18 protein-coding genes are annotated in these 18,500 nt (G+C 61.0%); 9 read left to right on the top strand and 9 right to left on the bottom strand.

Going from position 1 to position 18,500, the window contains the following annotated elements; genetic code table 11:
- Positions 1 to 40: 40 nt before the first annotated feature.
- Positions 41 to 568 carry a Dps family protein gene (locus QQJ98_RS02065; protein ID WP_284323651.1) on the bottom strand — a complete coding sequence of 176 codons (528 nt, stop codon included), beginning with the start codon at positions 566 to 568 and terminating at the stop codon, positions 41 to 43.
- 178 nt (positions 569 to 746) lie between these two features.
- On the opposite strand from QQJ98_RS02065, the gene murJ reads away from it, so the two are divergent.
- The gene (gene murJ / locus QQJ98_RS02060) at positions 747 to 2,288 is read left to right on the top strand and encodes a murein biosynthesis integral membrane protein MurJ (protein ID WP_284323650.1); all 1,542 of its coding nucleotides are present in this window, start codon (positions 747 to 749) and stop codon (positions 2,286 to 2,288) included.
- Positions 2,289 to 2,446: 158 nt separating this feature from the next.
- Here the strand turns inward: murJ and QQJ98_RS02055 are convergent, their stop codons facing one another.
- A complete protein-coding gene (locus QQJ98_RS02055; protein WP_284323649.1) occupies positions 2,447 to 3,178 on the bottom strand; it encodes a rhomboid family intramembrane serine protease in 732 nt (243 codons plus the stop codon).
- 84 nt (positions 3,179 to 3,262) lie between these two features.
- Here QQJ98_RS02055 and trpS point away from each other — a divergent pair, with 84 nt between their 5' ends.
- Positions 3,263 to 4,309, top strand: a complete 1,047-nt coding sequence (trpS, locus tag QQJ98_RS02050) for a tryptophan--tRNA ligase (RefSeq protein WP_284323648.1) — start codon at positions 3,263 to 3,265, stop codon at positions 4,307 to 4,309.
- Complete coding sequence (locus QQJ98_RS02045; protein WP_284323647.1) at positions 4,309 to 5,448, top strand: hypothetical protein; 1,140 nt, start codon at positions 4,309 to 4,311, stop codon at positions 5,446 to 5,448. The genes trpS and QQJ98_RS02045 overlap by 1 nt, the downstream gene beginning before the upstream one ends.
- Before the next feature lie 136 nt (positions 5,449 to 5,584).
- On the opposite strand, the gene QQJ98_RS02040 is transcribed toward QQJ98_RS02045, so the two are convergent.
- Positions 5,585 to 6,133 (bottom strand): TlpA family protein disulfide reductase, encoded by a 549-nt coding sequence (locus QQJ98_RS02040; protein ID WP_284323794.1) that lies wholly within the window; start codon positions 6,131 to 6,133, stop codon positions 5,585 to 5,587.
- A gap of 18 nt (positions 6,134 to 6,151) precedes the next feature.
- Here QQJ98_RS02040 and argH point away from each other — a divergent pair, with 18 nt between their 5' ends.
- The 6 genes from argH to QQJ98_RS02010 all read left to right on the top strand — a co-directional run bounded on the left by argH (position 6,152) and on the right by QQJ98_RS02010 (position 12,062).
- Positions 6,152 to 7,549, top strand: a complete 1,398-nt coding sequence (gene argH, locus QQJ98_RS02035) for an argininosuccinate lyase (RefSeq protein ID WP_284323646.1) — start codon at positions 6,152 to 6,154, stop codon at positions 7,547 to 7,549.
- A gap of 45 nt (positions 7,550 to 7,594) precedes the next feature.
- Complete coding sequence (locus QQJ98_RS02030; protein WP_284323645.1) at positions 7,595 to 7,741, top strand: hypothetical protein; 147 nt, start codon at positions 7,595 to 7,597, stop codon at positions 7,739 to 7,741.
- Positions 7,742 to 7,750: 9 nt separating this feature from the next.
- Positions 7,751 to 7,885 (top strand): hypothetical protein, encoded by a 135-nt coding sequence (locus QQJ98_RS02025; protein ID WP_284323644.1) that lies wholly within the window; start codon positions 7,751 to 7,753, stop codon positions 7,883 to 7,885.
- Between the two features lie 71 nt (positions 7,886 to 7,956).
- Entirely contained in the window at positions 7,957 to 9,222 is a 1,266-nt protein-coding gene (gene lysA / locus QQJ98_RS02020) for a diaminopimelate decarboxylase (RefSeq protein WP_284323643.1), read from the top strand.
- A gap of 13 nt (positions 9,223 to 9,235) precedes the next feature.
- A complete protein-coding gene (locus QQJ98_RS02015) occupies positions 9,236 to 11,683 on the top strand; it encodes a DUF4175 domain-containing protein (protein ID WP_284323642.1) in 2,448 nt (815 codons plus the stop codon).
- 172 nt (positions 11,684 to 11,855) lie between these two features.
- Positions 11,856 to 12,062 carry a cold-shock protein gene (locus tag QQJ98_RS02010; RefSeq protein WP_054005407.1) on the top strand — a complete coding sequence of 69 codons (207 nt, stop codon included), beginning with the start codon at positions 11,856 to 11,858 and terminating at the stop codon, positions 12,060 to 12,062.
- Positions 12,063 to 12,289: 227 nt separating this feature from the next.
- Here the strand turns inward: QQJ98_RS02010 and QQJ98_RS02005 are convergent, their stop codons facing one another.
- The 6 genes from QQJ98_RS02005 to QQJ98_RS01980 form a co-directional block, all read right to left on the bottom strand.
- The gene (locus QQJ98_RS02005) at positions 12,290 to 12,880 is read right to left on the bottom strand and encodes an FMN-dependent NADH-azoreductase (protein ID WP_284323793.1); all 591 of its coding nucleotides are present in this window, start codon (positions 12,878 to 12,880) and stop codon (positions 12,290 to 12,292) included.
- 309 nt (positions 12,881 to 13,189) lie between these two features.
- Positions 13,190 to 14,272, bottom strand: coding sequence for an alkene reductase (locus tag QQJ98_RS02000; RefSeq protein ID WP_284323641.1), 1,083 nt, complete (start codon positions 14,270 to 14,272; stop codon positions 13,190 to 13,192).
- Between the two features lie 249 nt (positions 14,273 to 14,521).
- Positions 14,522 to 16,393 carry an excinuclease ABC subunit UvrC gene (gene uvrC, locus QQJ98_RS01995; protein WP_284323640.1) on the bottom strand — a complete coding sequence of 624 codons (1,872 nt, stop codon included), beginning with the start codon at positions 16,391 to 16,393 and terminating at the stop codon, positions 14,522 to 14,524.
- A 310-nt stretch (positions 16,394 to 16,703) separates the two neighbouring features.
- Complete coding sequence (locus QQJ98_RS01990) at positions 16,704 to 17,480, bottom strand: SDR family oxidoreductase (protein WP_284323639.1); 777 nt, start codon at positions 17,478 to 17,480, stop codon at positions 16,704 to 16,706.
- Between the two features lie 2 nt (positions 17,481 to 17,482).
- Entirely contained in the window at positions 17,483 to 17,668 is a 186-nt protein-coding gene (locus tag QQJ98_RS01985) for a hypothetical protein (protein WP_284323638.1), read from the bottom strand.
- A gap of 1 nt (position 17,669) precedes the next feature.
- Complete coding sequence (locus tag QQJ98_RS01980; protein ID WP_284323637.1) at positions 17,670 to 18,458, bottom strand: S49 family peptidase; 789 nt, start codon at positions 18,456 to 18,458, stop codon at positions 17,670 to 17,672.
- Positions 18,459 to 18,500: the final 42 nt, after the last annotated feature.

Here is an 18,500-nt window from a genome sequence, read left to right as displayed (position 1 = left end):
CAGGCGGACTGGCGGTTAGTAACCCCCTGCCGCCCAAACCTTACTTCACAGTAGCGCGCAGCATCCAGGCCGCCTGCTCGTGGAACGCAGCCCGGCGCGTTGCCAGATCGGAGGTCACCGGGTCGCGGTTCTCTTCGGCCAGCTTGAACAGATCATGGAACCCCGACGCCACTGCCTCATGATCCTTGGCCAGATCCTCGATCATTTCTTGCGTGGTCGGCAAGGTGTCGAGATCCTTGATCACCGACATCTTCATCACCTCGGCAAAGGAATGGGGTGCCAGTTGCCCCAACGACCGGATACGCTCGGCCAACTCATCCGCCGCCGGGAACATCTCATTATACTGCGCATCCGTCATGTTGTGGACTGAGTAGAACAGCGGCCCCTCGACATTCCAGTGATAGGCATGGGTCTTGAAGATCAAGCGGTAGGTATCTGCCACCGCCCGGCTGAGCGCTTCGGCCAAGGCCTTGGCGTCCTTCACCCCGGTGTGAACCCGCTCGGCCTTCGGGACGACATTCATTTGGTCCGATTTCTTTTGCTGGGTCACTTTTACTTGCTCGGTCATCTGGATTCCCTTTCTGATCCGGCAGACAGCTTGCATCTGCATCATAGATTAAACGCCCCCCAAGCCGATCCGGTTCCACCCGCGTCGCGCAGCGCCTCCCCCAACACCCCAACACTTTGTCAATTCACCCTGCCCGCAATCCCCTGTAAGCCTTGCCCCAAACCAAAAGGCCAAGCCCATGAAACCGATCAGCCTGCTGCGCTCTATCCTCACCGTCGGCGGCTGGACGCTGCTGTCGCGCGGCGCAGGTTTTGCCCGCGACATGATGATGGCCGCCTACCTTGGCGCAGGCCCCATCGCCGATGCGTTCAACGTCGCCTTCAGCCTGCCCAACATGTTCCGCCGCTTTTTCGCCGAGGGCGCGTTCAACATGGCCTTCGTGCCAATGTTCGCCAAAAAGCTAGAGGGCGGCGAGGATGCCAACGGCTTTGCCCGCGACGCGTTCAACGGTCTTGCCGCCATCCTGATCGTATTCTCGATCATAGGCACTTTGGCGATGCCGTGGCTGGTCTGGGCGATGGCCTCTGGCTTTGCGGGGGATCAACGCTTTGATCTGGCGGTGCTTTATGGCCAGATTGGCTTTAACTACATCCTGTTCATCAGCCTTGTCGCCCTGCTGTCGGGCGTCTTGAACGCTTATGGCCACTTCACCGAGGCAGGCTTTGTCCCGGTGCTGATGAACTTGATCTTCATTGCCATGATGTTCATGGCCGCAAAATTCGGCTGGGATATGGGCCTGACCCTCGCTTGGGCCGTCCCCATAACTGGCATCGCGCAACTTGGCTTCACTTGGTATTCCGCCGCCAAGCTCGGCCTGACCTTCGCGCCGCGTTGGCCGAAAATCACCCCCGAGCTGAAACGCCTTGCCATCATCGCGGGCCCGGCGATCCTGTCGGGCGGCGTCGTGCAAATCAACATGCTCGTCGGTCGCCAAGTCGCTTCTTACACCGAAGGCGCGGTCAGCTGGCTGGTTTACGCTGATCGTCTGTATCAACTGCCGCTCGGCGTCGTCGCCATCGCTATCGGGACCGTATTGCTGCCAGACCTCAGCCGCCGCCTGCGCGCGGGCGACGAGGCTGGCAGCCGCGAGTCCTTCAACCGGGGCACCGAACTGGCCCTCGCCCTGACCTTCCCCTGTGCGGTTGCCCTAGTCGTGATCGCGCTGCCGCTGACCGCCGTTCTCTACCAACGCGGCGCCTTCACCGCCGATGACACCGCCGCCACCGCCCTTGTGCTGGCGATCTACGGAGCGGGCCTGCCGTCCTTCGTGCTGCACAAAGTCTATCAGCCTTTGTATTACGCGCGCGAAGACAGCCGCTCGCCGTTCCGCTTCGCCGTGGTCTCGATGATCCTGAACGCGGTGATTGCCGTCGGCCTGATGCCCTATATCGGCTTTGCCGCCGCCGCCCTTGCGACCACATTCGCAGGCTGGATGATGGCCGCACAGCTTTGGCTTGGCACCCGGACCATGGGCGACGCCGCCCGCTTTGACACCCGCTTTCGCAGCCGCGCCCCCCGCATCGTCATCGCAAGCATCGTCATGGGTTTCGCGCTTTACGCCGCCCAAGTGGCGCTTGGCGATATGCTGGCAAGCCACGGCTGGCGCTATGCCGGGCTTGGCCTGCTGATTCTTGCGGGCGTGCTCAGCTATTACGCCGCAGGCAGCGCCATCGGCGCCTTCCGGCTGTCAGATTTTCGCACTCTGCGCCGCCGCCGCTAAGCGCCGCGCGCCGCGTTAACCCGGCAGATCACGGGGAAAAGTATGGCCGCTTTCCATACGGTTTATGGCCGCTTTCCGGACAGCGTTTTGCCAAGGATTTCCGCCGATTAACCCCTGATCGCCGCATCAGCCCGCCAAACTCTGCCCGAGCCCGCCTGTCAGCGATTGCGCACCCTGTCCCGCACCCGCGCAAATCCGCCCGGGCTGACCACAAACGACAGCAAGAACCCCGCCGCAAATCCCGGCAGATCGGCAACCCAAGACCAGTCATGGCCCACATCGCCCATACTGGGCATCAGCATCGGCAGCACCGTGAAAAACGCGCCATACAGCGCCTGTATCAGCATCAGCGCACCGATCATGGTAAACGCCCGCAACTGGTTCACCCCCGTCCCCGCCAGCTTCACCCAGATCAAGAACGAAAACGCCCCGATCAAGCCATAAACCCCCGGAAATGCACCATAAAGCGGCTGATTCGGCACCAGATACGCATAAACAAGCCCGCCCAGCGCGCCCGAGGCTAAAAACACAAAAGCCACCGCCCAAGCCCGGAACACCTCGCCGACAAACTTGCCCAAAGCCAGCAACATCGCCACCCCGAACAAAGCCTGCGTTGCGGATCCGTTCACGAAGGCAAAGCTCAAAAACCGCAGCAACACGCTCTGATCGACCGCCCCTGCCGCCAGTCTCTGCCGCCAAAACTCTGGAAACACTCCATAATCCTGAATGGCCGCAATCCGCCACCCCACCGCCTGCACGCCGCCGATCAGTTCGGCATCGGCAAGGCTGAACAAAATCTCCAGCCCGATCATCGGCAAAGCCAGCAGCCACACCACGCCCGGCAATGGATTGATCGGCGCTATCTGATCCGGTCTTACATCGTCCTGCATTGCATCCCCTTCAGGCCCCATGATTGACGCCCCCCCCTGCCTTCGTTAAGCCGAAAGCGCAGTATTTTCCAGATGGAGTATCCCATGTCCGAGCCGGTCCAAACGCCTCAGACCACCTTCCAAACCCGCATCTTTTCCGGCATCCAGCCCTCTGGCGGCTTGACGCTTGGCAACTATCTGGGCGCGCTGAAACGCTTTGTGCAAAAGCAGGATGAAGGCATCGAGACGATCTATTGCCTCGTGGACATGCATGCAATCACCACCTGGCAAGACCCTGAAAAACTGCGCCACCAAACCCGCGAGGCCGCCGCAGGCTTTATCGCGGCTGGTATTGATCCCGCGCGCTCGATCCTGTTCAACCAATCCCAAGTGACAGCCCATGCCGAATTGGCTTGGATTTTCAACTGTGTAGCCCGCATGGGCTGGATGAGCCGGATGACCCAGTTCAAAGACAAAGCGGGCAAGAATTCTGAGAACGTCTCGCTTGGTCTCTATGCCTACCCCGCACTGATGGCCGCCGACATTCTGGCCTACAAAGCCACGCATGTCCCGGTGGGCGAGGATCAAAAGCAGCATATCGAGCTTACCCGCGACATCGCGCTGAAGTTCAACAATGACTACAAGGTGAACTTCTTCCCCGTCACCGAACCGGTGATCGAAGGCGCTGCCACCCGCGTGATGTCTCTGCGCGATGGCACCAAAAAGATGTCGAAATCCGACCCCTCGGATCAGTCGCGCATTAACCTTACCGATGACGCCGACAAAATCGCGCAGAAGTTCCGCAAGGCGAAAACCGACAGCGAACCCTTGCCCGACAGCCTCGAAGGCCTCGCCGGTCGCCCGGATGCCCGCAACCTGATCAACGTCTACGCCGCCCTCGCCGAAATGACGCCCGAGGCGGTGATCACCCAGTATGCAGGCGCACAATTTGGCACGTTCAAGCCCGCATTGGCCGATTTAGCGGTGGAAAAGCTGTCCCCGATCACCACCAAGATGAGCCAACTCATGCAAGACCCCGGCGAAATCGACCGCATCCTTGGCGAAGGCGCCGCGCGCGCTGATGCCATTGCCCGGCCCATCGTCGATCAAGTCTATGATATTGTTGGCATGATCCGTTCGCGCCAAATCTGATGCGCGGCACTGGCGCGTGGCGCAAGCTGACCCGCCTGATTTTGCTGATGGTTCTGGCAGGCTCGCTTGCCGGAACCGCCCTCACCGCCGCCCGCATCGCCGCTGATCCTTTGCTGACGCCGTTTGTCGAAGCGAGCAAGGACCAGATCGAGGCTGCCACCGAAAAGCTGTTGATCACCGCAGCCACGCCCGAGACCCTTCACGCCCATCTCGCCAACCGTCTGGCCGAAACCCGGCGCAACTGGCTGGCGCTGGACGCCTTGGTCGATCTGGCCTACGAGCGCAAAATTCCCATCGATTCCGCCCTCAACGCCGCCGTCCAAACCGCGCGCGAAGAGGATCACAGCACCTACGCCACCCTCACCTCTTGCGCCGCCTGCGCCTATGATCCGGCGCAATGCGCGCTGTCTCAAGTCATGATCTGCCAAGCCCCCATCGCCCTGACCCCGATCGGCGACATCGCAGGCATCACCCGGGCCGGAGTGACCTATGCCAGCGGTGGCGAAGTCGACCAGATCGACCTTGCCCTGTCTGTCGTAGGCCTTGGCGCCACCGCCGCAATCCTTGCCTCTGGCGGCACCTCAGGCCTGGTCAAAGCAGGTGCCGGCCTCGCCAAACTCGCCCGCAAAATGGGTCGGCTGTCGCCGCGATTGGTCGATATGGCGGTGGATGCCGCCCGCACCGGCGTCAACTGGGCCGCTCTGCCCGGCGTGCGCAACCTCGACGACCTGACCGCCGCGATCCGCACCGAAGCTTTCCTGCCCCTGACCAACACGCTGACCGACCTGAACCGGCTGAACACCGCCACTGATGCCACCACCGCGCTGCACCTGCTGCCGATGGTCGATGACGCCGCAGACGCCCGCCGCCTTGCAAACGCCGCAGACGCGCTTGGCCCAAAACTTGTCGGTCGCGCCGAAGTCTTGGGCAAAGCTCGCCTGTTCCGCGCCACCCTGCGCTTGTCCGAAACCGCATGGGCGCTGGGCGCGGGGCTGGTCGGCCTGCTGCTTTCAACAGCCAGCCTGATCGCCGGGATGATCCAACACGCCCTGATCAAACGCCTGCGCACATCCCTGAAACGCAGCGCCCCAGAGACAGCGCAGAAGCCTCCGGCGGGGATACTTAGGCAGAGAGGATGACCAAAGAGGTTGCTCTTTTCAAAATACTCCCGCCGGAGGCGACGGACGCAAATGCGCCGAGCAACGCCAGACGCTGAAATCCCAAGCCTGTGCAGAGCCGAATTTCGCCTTTTCTTGAAATTCGCCTTTGCCGCGATCACTCCGCCATCATCGCCTTTAGCACCGCCTGCGCCTCAGCCGAATCCCATTCGGCATCACCGATCAGCCGCGCCACTTCCTGCCCCTCGGGGTTCAGGATCACCGTCACCGGCAGCCCCAACACCCCCATATGCCGCGCCAAAGCCGATTTCGGGTCGCGCAGCACCGGCAGCGCCACCACGCCCGCATTGCCGTAAAACTTGGTGATCTGGCCGACATCATTGCGCCCGGTTGCCACAGGCACCACCGCCAACTCTGGCATAGCCACGGCCAAGCGATCCAAAGATGGCATTTCCTTGCGGCACGGCGCGCACCATGTCGCCCAGAAGTTAAGCACCACCCATTTGCCCTGATACTCGGCCAGAGAATGTTCCGCCTCGGCCTCGTCCAAAAGCACCGCTTCGGGCAAAGCAATCGCCTCGGCATGCACCGCCAGCTTCTTCATATCGCCGGTCAGCAGCCCATCAACGCTGCCTGCAAATGCCGCCCCAACATTTGCACCAGCCGCAAAGGCCGTATACAGAACCACCAACAGCATCTTGCGCATCATGTCGAAGGCCCTTCCATGACCAAACCCGAAAATTCCGCCAACCAGATGTGGGGCGGCCGCTTTGCCTCTGGCCCTGACGCGATCATGACCGCGATCAATGCCTCGATCGGCTTTGACCAGCGGCTTTACGCGCAAGACATTGCCGGAAGCCGCGCCCATGCCGCCATGCTCGCCGCCACCGGCATCCTGACTTCTACCGATGCCGAGGCCATCGGGGAAGGCCTGCTCACGGTGTTGTCAGAGATCGAGGCTGGGAATTTCACCTTCTCGACCGCGCTTGAAGACATCCACATGAACGTCGAATCCCGCCTCAAAGACCTGATCGGTGCCCCCGCTGGCCGCCTGCACACCGCGCGCAGCCGCAATGACCAAGTCGCCGTCGATTTCCGCCTTTGGGTGCGCGATCAATGCGATGCCGCGATCAGTGGCCTCACCGCCCTGATGCGCGCCTTCCTTGCCCAAGCCGAGGCTGGCACCGATTGGGTGATGCCCGGCTTCACCCATCTGCAAACCGCCCAGCCCGTCACCTGGGGCCACCACATGCTGGCCTATGTCGAGATGCTGGCCCGCGACAAATCCCGCTTTGAAGACGCCCGCAAAAGGATGAACGAATGTCCCTTGGGGGCCGCCGCCCTTGCAGGCACCTCCTTCCCCATCGACCGCCACATGACCGCCAAAGCCTTGGGCTTCGACCGTCCCACCGCGAACTCTCTCGATAGCGTCTCTGACCGCGATTTCGCGCTGGAATTCCTGTCAGCCTCCAGCATCTGCGCCATGCACCTGTCGCGATTTGCCGAAGAACTGGTGATCTGGTCCTCGGCCCAGTTCCGTTTCGTCAAACTGTCGGACAAATGGACCACCGGCTCCTCGATCATGCCGCAAAAGAAAAACCCCGATGCGGCAGAGCTTTTGCGCGCCAAACTGGGCCGTATCCTTGGGGCAACCGTCGCCCTGTTCACCATCATGAAGGGTCTGGCGCTGACCTATTCCAAGGACATGCAGGAAGACAAAGAGCAGGTCTTTGACGCCGCCGACACCCTGATGCTGGCGCTTGCGGCGATGACGGGCATGGTCGGCGATATGACCGCCAACCGCGAGGTTCTGGCCACCTCGGCAGCCTCGGGCTTCTCGACCGCCACCGACCTTGCCGATTGGCTGGTGCGCGCGCTGAACCTGCCGTTCCGCGAGGCCCACCACGTCACAGGAACCCTTGTGGCGCTTGCGGAATCCAAAGGCTGCGATCTGCCTGACCTGTCGATCACCGAGATGAAATCCGTCCACGATGGCATCACCCAAGAGGTGTATTCGGTTCTGGGCGTCGAAAACTCGGTCCGCTCACGCACGTCTTACGGCGGAACCTCGCCGGACTGCGTGGCCAAACAAATCGCCCGCTGGAAATCCCTGCTGGCCTAAGGCACCCTCGCCAAAACCACCGCGAAAGCCACCGCGAAAGCCATTATGCGCCTGCTCATCGCCGCCCTGCTGCTGACCGCCTGCTCTGACCCGTTCATCGGTGCAGGCGTCGGCTTTGGCCCGAACGGCGCAACCGTGCGCCCGGTGATCTCGGGCGCAATCGGCAACGGTCGCATCAGCTACTCTCCTTAAGGACCAAAGATGAGATACCTCTCCCTGCTTGCCATCGCCCTGCTGACCGCGTGCGGCGCCGACGGCAAACCCACCCCGCCGCAATCCGGCATCTCGATGTCGGGCGATATGCGCGCCGGCGTCACCTCGGGGAAAATGCCGTAAACCCACACACAATTGCGTGTGCCTAGGCTTCTGCTATACCCCAAGCGACTGATTTCATAAGGGGCCGCCCGGTGGACCATTTCCTGTATCGCAACGGCACATTGCATGCCGAAGACGTGGCCGTGGCTGATATTGCAGCGCAGGTCGGCACCCCGTTCTACGTCTATTCCGCCGCCACCTTGGCCCGGCATTACACCCTGTTCACCGAAGCGCTCTCCCCCCTCCCCCACCTCGTCTGCTTTGCGATCAAATCGCTGTCCAATGTCGCGGTGCTGAAACTGCTGGGCGATCTGGGCGCGGGCATGGATGTGGTGTCGGGTGGCGAATACCGCCGCGCCGTTGCCGCAGGCGTACCCGGCGATCGCATCGTGTTTTCCGGCGTCGGCAAAACGCGCGAGGAAATGCGCCTCGCACTTGAAGGCGGCATCCGCCAGTTCAACGTCGAATCCGAACCCGAACTGCGCGCGCTTTCCGAAGTGGCCAGCAGCATGGGCACCACCGCCCCCATCACCATTCGCGTTAACCCCGATGTCGACGCCCGCACGCATGAGAAAATCGCCACCGGCAAGAAAGACAACAAATTCGGCATCCCGATCAGCCGCGCGTCCGAAGTCTATGCCGAGGCCGCCAAACTGCCCGGCCTACAGGTGATCGGGATCGACGTGCATATCGGCAGCCAGCTGACCGAACTTGAACCCTTTGAACAGGCATATAAAAAGGTCGCGGACCTGACCCTGCGCCTGCGCAGCGAAGGGCATACCATTTCCCGCCTGGACCTCGGCGGCGGCTTGGGCATTCCTTACGAACGCTCGAACTCCGCCCCACCCTTGCCCCACGACTACGGCGCGCTGATCAAACGCACCGTCGGCCATCTCGGCTGCGAGATTGAGATCGAACCCGGTCGCCTGATCTCGGGCAACTCCGGCCTGCTGGTGTCGAAAGTCATCTACGTCAAATCCGGAGAGATCAGCGATTTCCTGATCGTCGATGCCGCGATGAACGACCTTGTGCGCCCGTCGATGTATGGCGCGCATCACGACATCATCCCGGTGACTGAATCCAAAGCCGCCACCGAAGCCCACACCTATGATGTGGTCGGCCCGGTGTGTGAAACTGGCGATACTTTCGCCAAGGCCCGGCCACTGGCTCCCTTGGCCGAAGATGATCTGATCGCGTTCCGCTCGGCAGGCGCTTATGGCGCAGTGATGGCGTCCGAATACAACACAAGGCCGCTGATCCCCGAAGTGCTGGTGAAAGACGATCAATTCGCCGTCATCCGCGCCCGCCCCAGCTATGAAGAAATCCTGAACCGCGATACCATTCCGCTCTGGCTGTGAAACGTAGAGGCCGATGACCGAACCCAGCGAAGCTCAGGCCCTGAAGAAGATCGAAACCCCGCTGCGGATCACGCTTGCGGGGCTTTGGGCCGAGCGTATCACCCGCGCGTTCTGGCCACTGTGGAGCATCGCCTCCGCCAGCCTCGCCGCCGCCGCGTTCGGCCTGCAAGACGCCCTGCCGCTAGAGGCAGCTTGGTTCCTGATGGTCACCGCCACGCTGGGCCTGATCTGGGGGATTATCCACGGCTTTCGCGCCTTCCGCCGCCCCAGCCGCGTGGATGCCCTGATCCGTCTGGACAGCAAACTTCCCGGCCAACCCATCGCGGCGCTGCGCGACACCCAAGCCATCGGCATCAGTGACGACGCTTCAAAAGCCGTCTGGGCCGCCCACCGCGCCCGCATGGCCGCCCGTGCCTCCACCGCCCGCCCGGTGCAACCCGATCTGCAATTGGCCAGCCGCGACCGCTACGCGTTGCGCTACGTTGCCCTCACCGCGCTGGTGATGGCGCTGCTGTTCGGCTCGATCTGGCGCGTCACATCGGTCGCAGGCATCGCACCCGGCGGCACCGCGAACGCCGCCGCTGGTCCCGCGTGGGAAGGCTGGGCACAGCCGCCCGCCTATACCGGCAAACCCGCGCTCTATCTCAACGACCAAACCGCCGACGCCCTGACCCTGCCCACCGGCACCCGCCTGCAAATCCGCCTGTATGGCGAACCGGGTGCGCTGATCGTCAGCGAAACCGTCTCGGGCCGCACCGACGCCCCGCCAGCCAGCCAACCGGCTCAGGATTTCACCGTCACCACCTCGGGCAAACTCGCCATCGAAGGTGCCGCTGGCCGCACATGGCGCATCATCGCCACCCCTGACCGCGCCCCCAGCATCACCCCCGCGGCAGAGATCAGCCGCGACGGCGACGGCCGCTTCAAACAAAAGTTCAGCGCCAAAGACGATTACGGCGTCACCAAAGGCCAAGTCACCATCGCCCTCGACCTCGCCGCAGTCCCCCGCATCTACGGCCTCAAGACCGAGCCCGAATCGATTCCCGCCGTGGTGCTCGACCTGCCGCTGCCTGTCAAAGGCAGCCGGGCCGAGATCGCCTCCACCCTCGTCGATGATCTCTCCGAATCGGTGCTGTCAAACCTGCCGGTCACCCTGACCTATGCCGCCACCGATGCCGCGGGCCAGACTGGCACCGCCGAACCTCTGCACCTGATCCTGCCCGGTAAACGCTTTTTCGACCCACTCGCCGATGCTCTGATCGAGATGCGCCGCAACATCCTGTGGTCACGCAGCAATGCGCCCGCCACGCTGGAAATCCTGAAAGCGGTGTCGAACCAGCCCGGCGACATCTTCCCCGATGACAAATCCTACACCCGCCTGAAAGCCGTGATTAAACGGCTGGATGCCGAGGCCGCAAGCCTCACCCCCAAAGCCCGCGACGAGATAGCCAAGGAACTTTGGGAGATTTCCCTGATGATCGAGGACGGCAAGCTGTCCAACGCCAAAGACCGTATGATGCGCGCGCAAGACCGCCTTGCCGAAGCCATCCGCAAAGGCGCCTCGCCCGAAGAAATCCAGAAACTGATGGACGAGCTGCGCGACGCCCTCGACGACTATATGGCCGAAGAAGCCAAGAAAAATCCGGCCGATCCCAACGACGAAACCTCGCCCCAACAGCAAGGGCCGTCGATCACCCAAGATCAGATCGACCAGATGCTGGATAAACTGCAAAAGCTGATGGAAGAAGGCAAAACTGCCGAAGCCGCCGAATTGATGAAGCAACTTCAAGAGCTTATGAACAGCATGAAGGTGCAGCAAGGCGACGGTCAAAGCGGCAAAGGCAGCCCCGGCAAGCAGGCGATGAAAGACCTTGGCGACACCCTGCGCGGCCAACAGGGCCTGTCCGACGACAGCTTCCGCGATCTGCAAGACGGCCAAGAAAGCCCCGGCCCCGACGGCAAAACCCTGTCGCAACGCCAACAAGAGCTGCGCGAGCGCCTGAACCAACTGCGCGACGGCGGCAAGCTGCCCGGTCAGGGCAGCGACAAAGGCAGCGATGGCAAACAGGCCCTCAATGATGCCGAACGCGCGATGAAAGACGCTGAAGACGCGCTGAAAGACGGCGATCTGCCCGGCGCTTTGGACAAACAAGCCGAAGCCATGGATAAAATGCGCCAAGGCATGCGCGATTTCGGCGATGCTCTGGCCGATCAGGAACGCCAGCGCGGCAGCACCCCCGATGGCACTGAACAGACCGAGGCTCCCGAAAGCGGCGGCCCGCGCAATCCGCTTGGCCCCGACAACGGCCTGCGCATCGGTTCCGACGGCAACCTGGCCGAGAACAAAGAGATCTACAAACGCGCGCAAGAATTGCTCGACCAGATTCGCAAACGCTCTGCCGATCAATCCCGCCCGGATCAGGAACGCAGCTATCTCAACCGCTTGCTTGACCTGTTCTAACCTGATTCTTTTCACGCCCCCCTTGTTTTCTCGGCCAAAACGGCGCATGTAGGCAGGGCGAAACGCTATCTATCGAACATCTGTCTCCTATACGGGCCTCAGTTATCGATTGCTACGACTGAGCCACGTCATCGCATACTGCGGATGGCACACCAAACTTAGGAGACACACGATGGCTAACGGCACCGTGAAATGGTTTAACGCCACCAAAGGCTTCGGCTTTATCGCCCCGGCAAACGGCAACAAAGACGTGTTCGTGCACATTTCCGCTATGGAACGCGCTGGCATCCGTCAACTGAATGACGGCCAAGCCGTGACCTTCGACATCGAAGCAGGCCGTGACGGCCGCGAGTCGGCGATCAACCTCGCTCTGGCATAAGCCAACCGCGCAGCCAGCCTGCGCAGTGAAATTTGAAACGGGGGTAGCGCAAGCTGCCCCCGTTTTGCTTTGCGCCACAAGCAGATCAGATCAAACCAAACGCAAAAGGCCCCACGCAACCGCAGGGCCTTTCACTCAAATTCGATTAAAATTTGCGTTCACATTGGCGCAAATATTCCACGGGTGGTCTGGAGGGTGTGAAACCCTCCAGGGCCAGCCCAGCAGGCTTAGGCTGCCAAAGCGTCCACTTCCGATTCACCCTTGGCAATCGCAGCTTCGGGGCCAAAAGCCATCGCGTCAGCCGCTGCGAATTGCACATCGGTGATGCCAAAAAAGCCCAGCATGTGGCGCACATAGCCCGAAGCAAAGTCAATTTCCGAGCCAATCTTGGTGCCGTCCGAGGTATAGGCCACGATCGCGCGCTTGCCGGTCAACAGGCCAACCGGGCCGGTTTCGGTGTAGTTGAAGGTCTCGCCTTTGCGGGCCAGCTGATCAATCCACGATTTCAACTGCGACGGCACGCCAAAGTTATACACTGGCAGCGCGATCACCAGCAGGTCAGCGGCTTTGACTTCGGCCAGCAGCGCATCGGCATAGGCCGCAGTGGCTTTTTGATCGTCATTGCGGGCATCCGCCGGGGTAAACATCGCGCCCAACCAAGCGCCGTCAATCGCGGCAACGCCAGCCGACAGGTCGCGGGTCACAACAGTTGCACCGGGGTTGGCCGCCAGAACACGGTCCATGATCCGGTCGGTCAGCCGACGCGACACCGCGCCAGCCGGTTTGATCGAAGATTCAACGCGCAGGATATTGGTCATTTTCAGGGTCCATTTCAGCATAAGGAGGAATTCTATGCACCCTAGATGCGCGCTTTCTCCTCTCTGCGCAATTAGAGGAATCGCACCTCCATTGCGCATCTATGCACAGAAATAGCCTGCACGGCACAACAGCGAAAACCCCCAGTCTTGGCGCAATCGTTAAGAAAGCCTAAAGCTGGCAGTGTAACCCATTGATTCCAAATACCCGAATATGGTCCCGAGTTGGGACCGTAGAAATTGCCCCCATAAAAAAAGGCCGCGCATCCCGCGCGGCCTTTCCAGATTTTCAAGCAATCGCTCCGGACGGCTTCAGCCCAAGGCAGGGTAATCCGTGTAGCCCTTTTCGCCCGGCGTATAGAAGGTGGCAGAATCCGGCGCAGCCAAGCTGGCCCCCGCCTGCATCCGCGCCACCAGATCCGGGTTGGCGATGAATGCCCGGCCAAATCCAACCAGATCCGCCGCGCCCGCATCGACCGCCGCCTGCGCCGAAGCCGCATCCACACTGCCGCCGACGATAAAGGTCCGCGGCCAGGCTGCTTTCAACTTGGCGCGGAACTCTGCCGGAATCGCCGGATTGCCCATCGCCGCGTGATCAACCAGATGCACATAGATCAAGCCGATCTCAGCAAGGCGCGCCATCAACGCCAGATAAGTCTCGTCCACCTCGGCATAGGCCGCCATCCCCGATGCCATCCCATAAGGCGAAATCCGCACCCCAACCTTATCGCCACCAATCGCCGCGACGACCTCTTGCGCAACCTCCAGCAAGAACCGCGACCGATTGGCCACCGATCCGCCCCAGCCATCCACGCGCTTGTTGGTATCGGGCGAGATGAACTGCTCCAGCAGATACCCGTTCGCCGCGTGCAGCTCGACCCCGTCAAACCCCGCAGCAATCGCATTTTTTGCGGCGGTGACAAACTCGGCCTTGGCTTGCTGAATATCCGCTTCGGTCATTTCCTGCGGCACCGGATAATCCTGCATGCCCGCAGCGTCGGTATACATCTGCCCCGCCAAAGCGATGGCCGAAGGCGCGACAATCTTCGCCCCCTCAGGCATGTTGCCGGCATGGCTGACCCGACCGGTATGCATGATCTGCGCGAAAATCTTCGCTCCCTTGGCATGCGCCGCCGCCGTCACCGGCGTCCAGCCCGCAACCTGCGCGTCATTCCACAGCCCCGGCGTGCGGGCATATCCACGGCCATTCGGGCTTGGCGCGGTGCCTTCGGTGACAATCAACCCAGCCGTGCCACGCTGGCCGTAATACTCCGCCATGATCGGCGTCGGCACCGCATCAACGTCAGCGCGCGAGCGGGTCATAGGGTTCATCACCACCCGGTTTTGCAAGGAATGGGGGCCCATTTTGGTAGGGGCAAAAATCGAAGCCGTCATGATGTCATATCCTTTGACAGAAATCTGAACTGAACAGTCTGGCTGATTTTCCCGCCAAGACAACGCCTGTTTCGGCCCTACCGCCTGTGCAACAATGCACGGGCGCAGGGGCTTGAAAGCCGCAGCTGCGCGCCCACAAGCTTGCTGGTTCTGCCCGTTCAATTGCGGGGCAAAAGTTAAGGCTTTATGAACAACCCCATCTTAAACCATTGATATATATAGACCCAAAGCCCTGCCCACGCGTGGACACTAGCCCCGCGTGCTGAAGAAATCGCTGATCGCACGTGCCATCGCCTCGGACACCCCCGGCACCGCCATCAGATCCGGCACCCCTGCCCGAGACACCGCCTTGGCAGATCCGAAATGCGCCAGCAAGGCCCGCTTCCTGACCGCGCCCACCCCCGGAATATCATCCAGCGGTGTGATCGAGACCTGCTTGGCCCGCTTCGCCCGATGCGCCCCATTCGCCCAGCGGTGCGCCTCATCCCGCAGCCTTTGGATGAAATACAGCACCGGATCATTGCGCTGCAACGCCTTCACCGGCATGCCCGTGCGGTAGAATTCTTCCTTGCCCGCGTCGCGATCAATCCCCTTGGCCACCCCCACCATCGCGATATCATCGACGCCAAGTTCCGCCAGAATCCCCGCGACAGCCGAAACCTGCCCAGCCCCGCCGTCGATCAACAGCAGGTCCGGCCAGCTTCCCGAACTCCGCTCGGGGTCTTCCTTCAACAGCCGCTCAAACCGCCGCGTCATCACCTCGCGCATCATGCCGAAATCGTCGGAATTCTTCCCCGCCGCCGATTTGATGTTAAACTTGCGATACTGCGATTTCAGGAAACCTTCCGCCCCCGCCACGATCATACCCCCAACCGCGTCAGATCCTTGAATGTGGGCGTTATCATAAACCTCGATCCGCGTGGGTGGCGCATCCAGATCAAACGCCTCGGCCAGCCCTGCCAACAACTTGTTCTGGGTCGAGCTTTCCGACATCTTCCGCGCCAGACTTTCGCGGGCATTCCTGACCGCGTTTTCCACCAACTCGGCCTTCTCACCCCGCTGCGGCACCGCGAGTTCCACCTTGCGCCCGGCCCGCTCGGACAAAAGGTCCGTCACCAGATCCTCATTCTCCACCGGATGCGACAACAGGATCAGCCGGGGCGGTTCCTTATCGTCGTAAAACTGCGCAACGAAGGCTTCCAAAATCTCGGCCTCATCCGCCCCCGCCCCGGTGCGCGGATAGAAGTCACGGTTGCCCCAGCTTTGATTGGCGCGGATGAAGAACACCTGCACGCACGCCTGCCCGGCATCAAGATGCAGGGCGATCACATCCGCCTCGGCCACCCCCGCCGGGTTGATCCCCTGCGATTGCTGCACCTGAGTCAGCGCCTTGATCCGATCCCGCAACGCCGCGGCGCGCTCAAATTCCATCGCTTCCGAGGCGATATTCATTTCCGCCGCCAAGTTCGATTGAACAGTCGTGGTCTTGCCCTGCAAAAACCGCTCGGCATCCGCCACCAAGGTCGCATAGCCCGGCCCATCAATCCGCCCGGTGCAAGGTGCTGCACAGCGCTTGATCTGATACTGCAGACAAGGCCGGGTGCGGCTGTCGAACATCGAATCCGAACAGTTGCGCAGCAGGAATACCTTTTGCAGCTGGTTCAGCGTGCGATTGACCGCCCCAGCAGAGGCAAACGGTCCGAAATAGCTGCCCTTTTCGCTGCGCTTGCCGCGATGCTTTTTCAACTGCGGGAACGGATGCTCGGTGCTTATCAGAATATTCGGAAAGCTTTTGTCGTCGCGCAGCAGCACGTTATAGCGTGGCTTCAACTGCTTGATCAGGTTCTGCTCTAGCAGCAAAGCCTCGGTTTCCGTCCGCGTGGTCAGAAACATCATCGAGACGGTTTCCGAAATCATCCGCGCGATCCGGCCAGAGTGCCCCGAAGGTCGGGCATAGTTCGACACCCGCGCCCGCAAATTCCGCGCCTTGCCAACGTAAAGCACCTCGGACGCCGCGTTCAGCATGCGGTAGACGCCGGGGCTGCCGTCCAGCGTTTTCAGGTAATCCTGAATAAGGTCGTGCCCGGTCAAGCCGACCTCGGTAAGGCTGATCTCAGTCATACGAAAACACCCCCCGAAGATTCGTCGATTCTACACGCTAGCTGCAATGATAAATGGGGCAGGACAAGAGCAAAGCTATCCCCGATTTCTGTGGATAACATTGCGGAGAAGATTTCAGAACCGCCAAATTTCCCTTGTTTTTGGCCCCATTCGCCGAATTGCCTATTTTTTAGGCGAAATAATAAGCCACTGAAAACAAACGAAAGATTTATTAACCCTTGGCAAATCCCTGATAAATCAGAACTTTTTGTAACGCACCTGTGAAGGCATTGCAAAAAGTGGACAACTTTCAAGCGAGGCGAATTTTCGCCTAGTCAAAATCCATCACATCCGGGGTTTTCCAAGCCAGATGCTGGCCGCCATCAACAGAGATCATTTGCCCTGTCACCGCCACTGAATCGAGAAAAAACCCTAGCGCCGCAGTGATATCGGCAGGATTTGAGCCGCGTTTCAGAATGGTTGCCGCGCGCTGCTGACTGAAACTTTCATCGCTTTGTCGGATGCCTTGCAGCGTTGGCCCCGGCCCGATGCCATTCACCCGCACCCGCGGCGCCAGATCCTGCGCCGCTGTCCGCGTCAGGGCCCAAAGCCCCATCTTGGCCAAAGTGTAAGAGATAAACTGCGGAGTCAGCTTATGCACCCGCTGATCCAGCATGTTCAGCACCATACCGCAGGCCACCGGTTCGCCATGATAGTCCAGCACTGGCGGCGGCACCTGCGCTGCAAAGGCCTGCGTCAGCACAAACGGCGCGCGCAGGTTGCTTTCCATATGGCGATCCCAGCTTTTGCGGGTCGCCGTCGCGACAGAGTCATTCTCAAAGATCGAAGCATTGTTGATCAGCACCGTCAGCGGCCCGCCCAAACCCTGTACCGCCATCGGCACCAGCTTTTCCACCTGCGTTTCAATCAACAGATCGGCCCGCAAAGCCACCGCCTTGCGCCCCATCGCGGTGATCTCTTTCGCCACGGCCTCGGCCTCTTTGCGCGAGCTTGCATAATGCACGGCCACATCATAGCCGCGCCGCGCCAGATACAGCGCCATCTCGCGGCCCAGCCGTTTGCCCGCCCCTGTCACCAATGCCCGCATTGTCACCCCTTTTTGCAATCGCAGCCCTTCGAGCCGATCACATAGCGCCCGCAGCGCTTGCAGGTAGCAGGATTTGCCAAGCCCAGCCGCTTTTTTACCGAATAGCCAAGTTTGCCGGGAAATAATGCGTTGCCGACCATGCCAATGGCGACCATGACCAACAGAAAGACGATGACGGCTTTGATCATTCTACAATCCGTATCGCGCCCAAAGCGCGCGTTCTTCGACCGATGCCAGCGCATCTTCGGCTATATTCAGGCCAAACCGGGCCAGCAACCCGCGCTTTTGCCCCAGCGGCACCAGCTTTACCTTGTCGCCATACAGCGACTTAAGTTTGGGGACCAGATGCGCCACTCCGTCGGTCAGCCCCAGATCAACAGACCGCTGCCCCACCCAAATATCGGCGTTAAACAGATCAGCATCGGCCAATCGGCTGCCGCGTCGCGCTTTCACATGCGCAATGAACGCCTCGTGAATGGGCGCCTGCAAAGCCTTCAACCGCTCTACATCCTCGGGTTTTTGCGGCAGAAACGGATCGGCAAAGCTTTTCTGCGTGCCAGCGGCGACCACCCGCCGCTCCACTCCCTGCTTGGCCATCAGCTCGGGAAAGCCAAAGCTGGCGAAAATCACGCCGATTGACCCCACAATCGACGACGGATCGACCCAGATCTGATCCGCCGCACAGGCCAGCCAATAGCCGCCCGAGGCTGCGACATCCTCGACAAAGGCATGCACGGGGACAGATTTCTCCTCCGCCAACCGCCGCACACGCGCCGCGATCAGGCTCGATTGCACTGGCGACCCGCCCGGAGAATTCACCACCAGCGCCACCGCCGCAGGCTTCATCTTGAAGGCTTTTTCGATGATCGCGGCCAGCCCCGCATCACTCAGCGCATTGCGCCCGCCGCCAATTGTCCCCGCCAACCGGATCACCGGAACGACAGGGGATTTCTTCACAAAGGGGATAAATTTCATCATCCCGCAAAGCTAAGCGCTCCCCCCTCAAAGCACAACGCTAGC

The organism is Cypionkella aquatica (genome assembly GCF_030161095.1).
GTDB lineage: Bacteria > Pseudomonadota > Alphaproteobacteria > Rhodobacterales > Rhodobacteraceae > Cypionkella > Cypionkella aquatica.
This window is presented reverse-complemented; position numbering and strand designations above follow the sequence as displayed.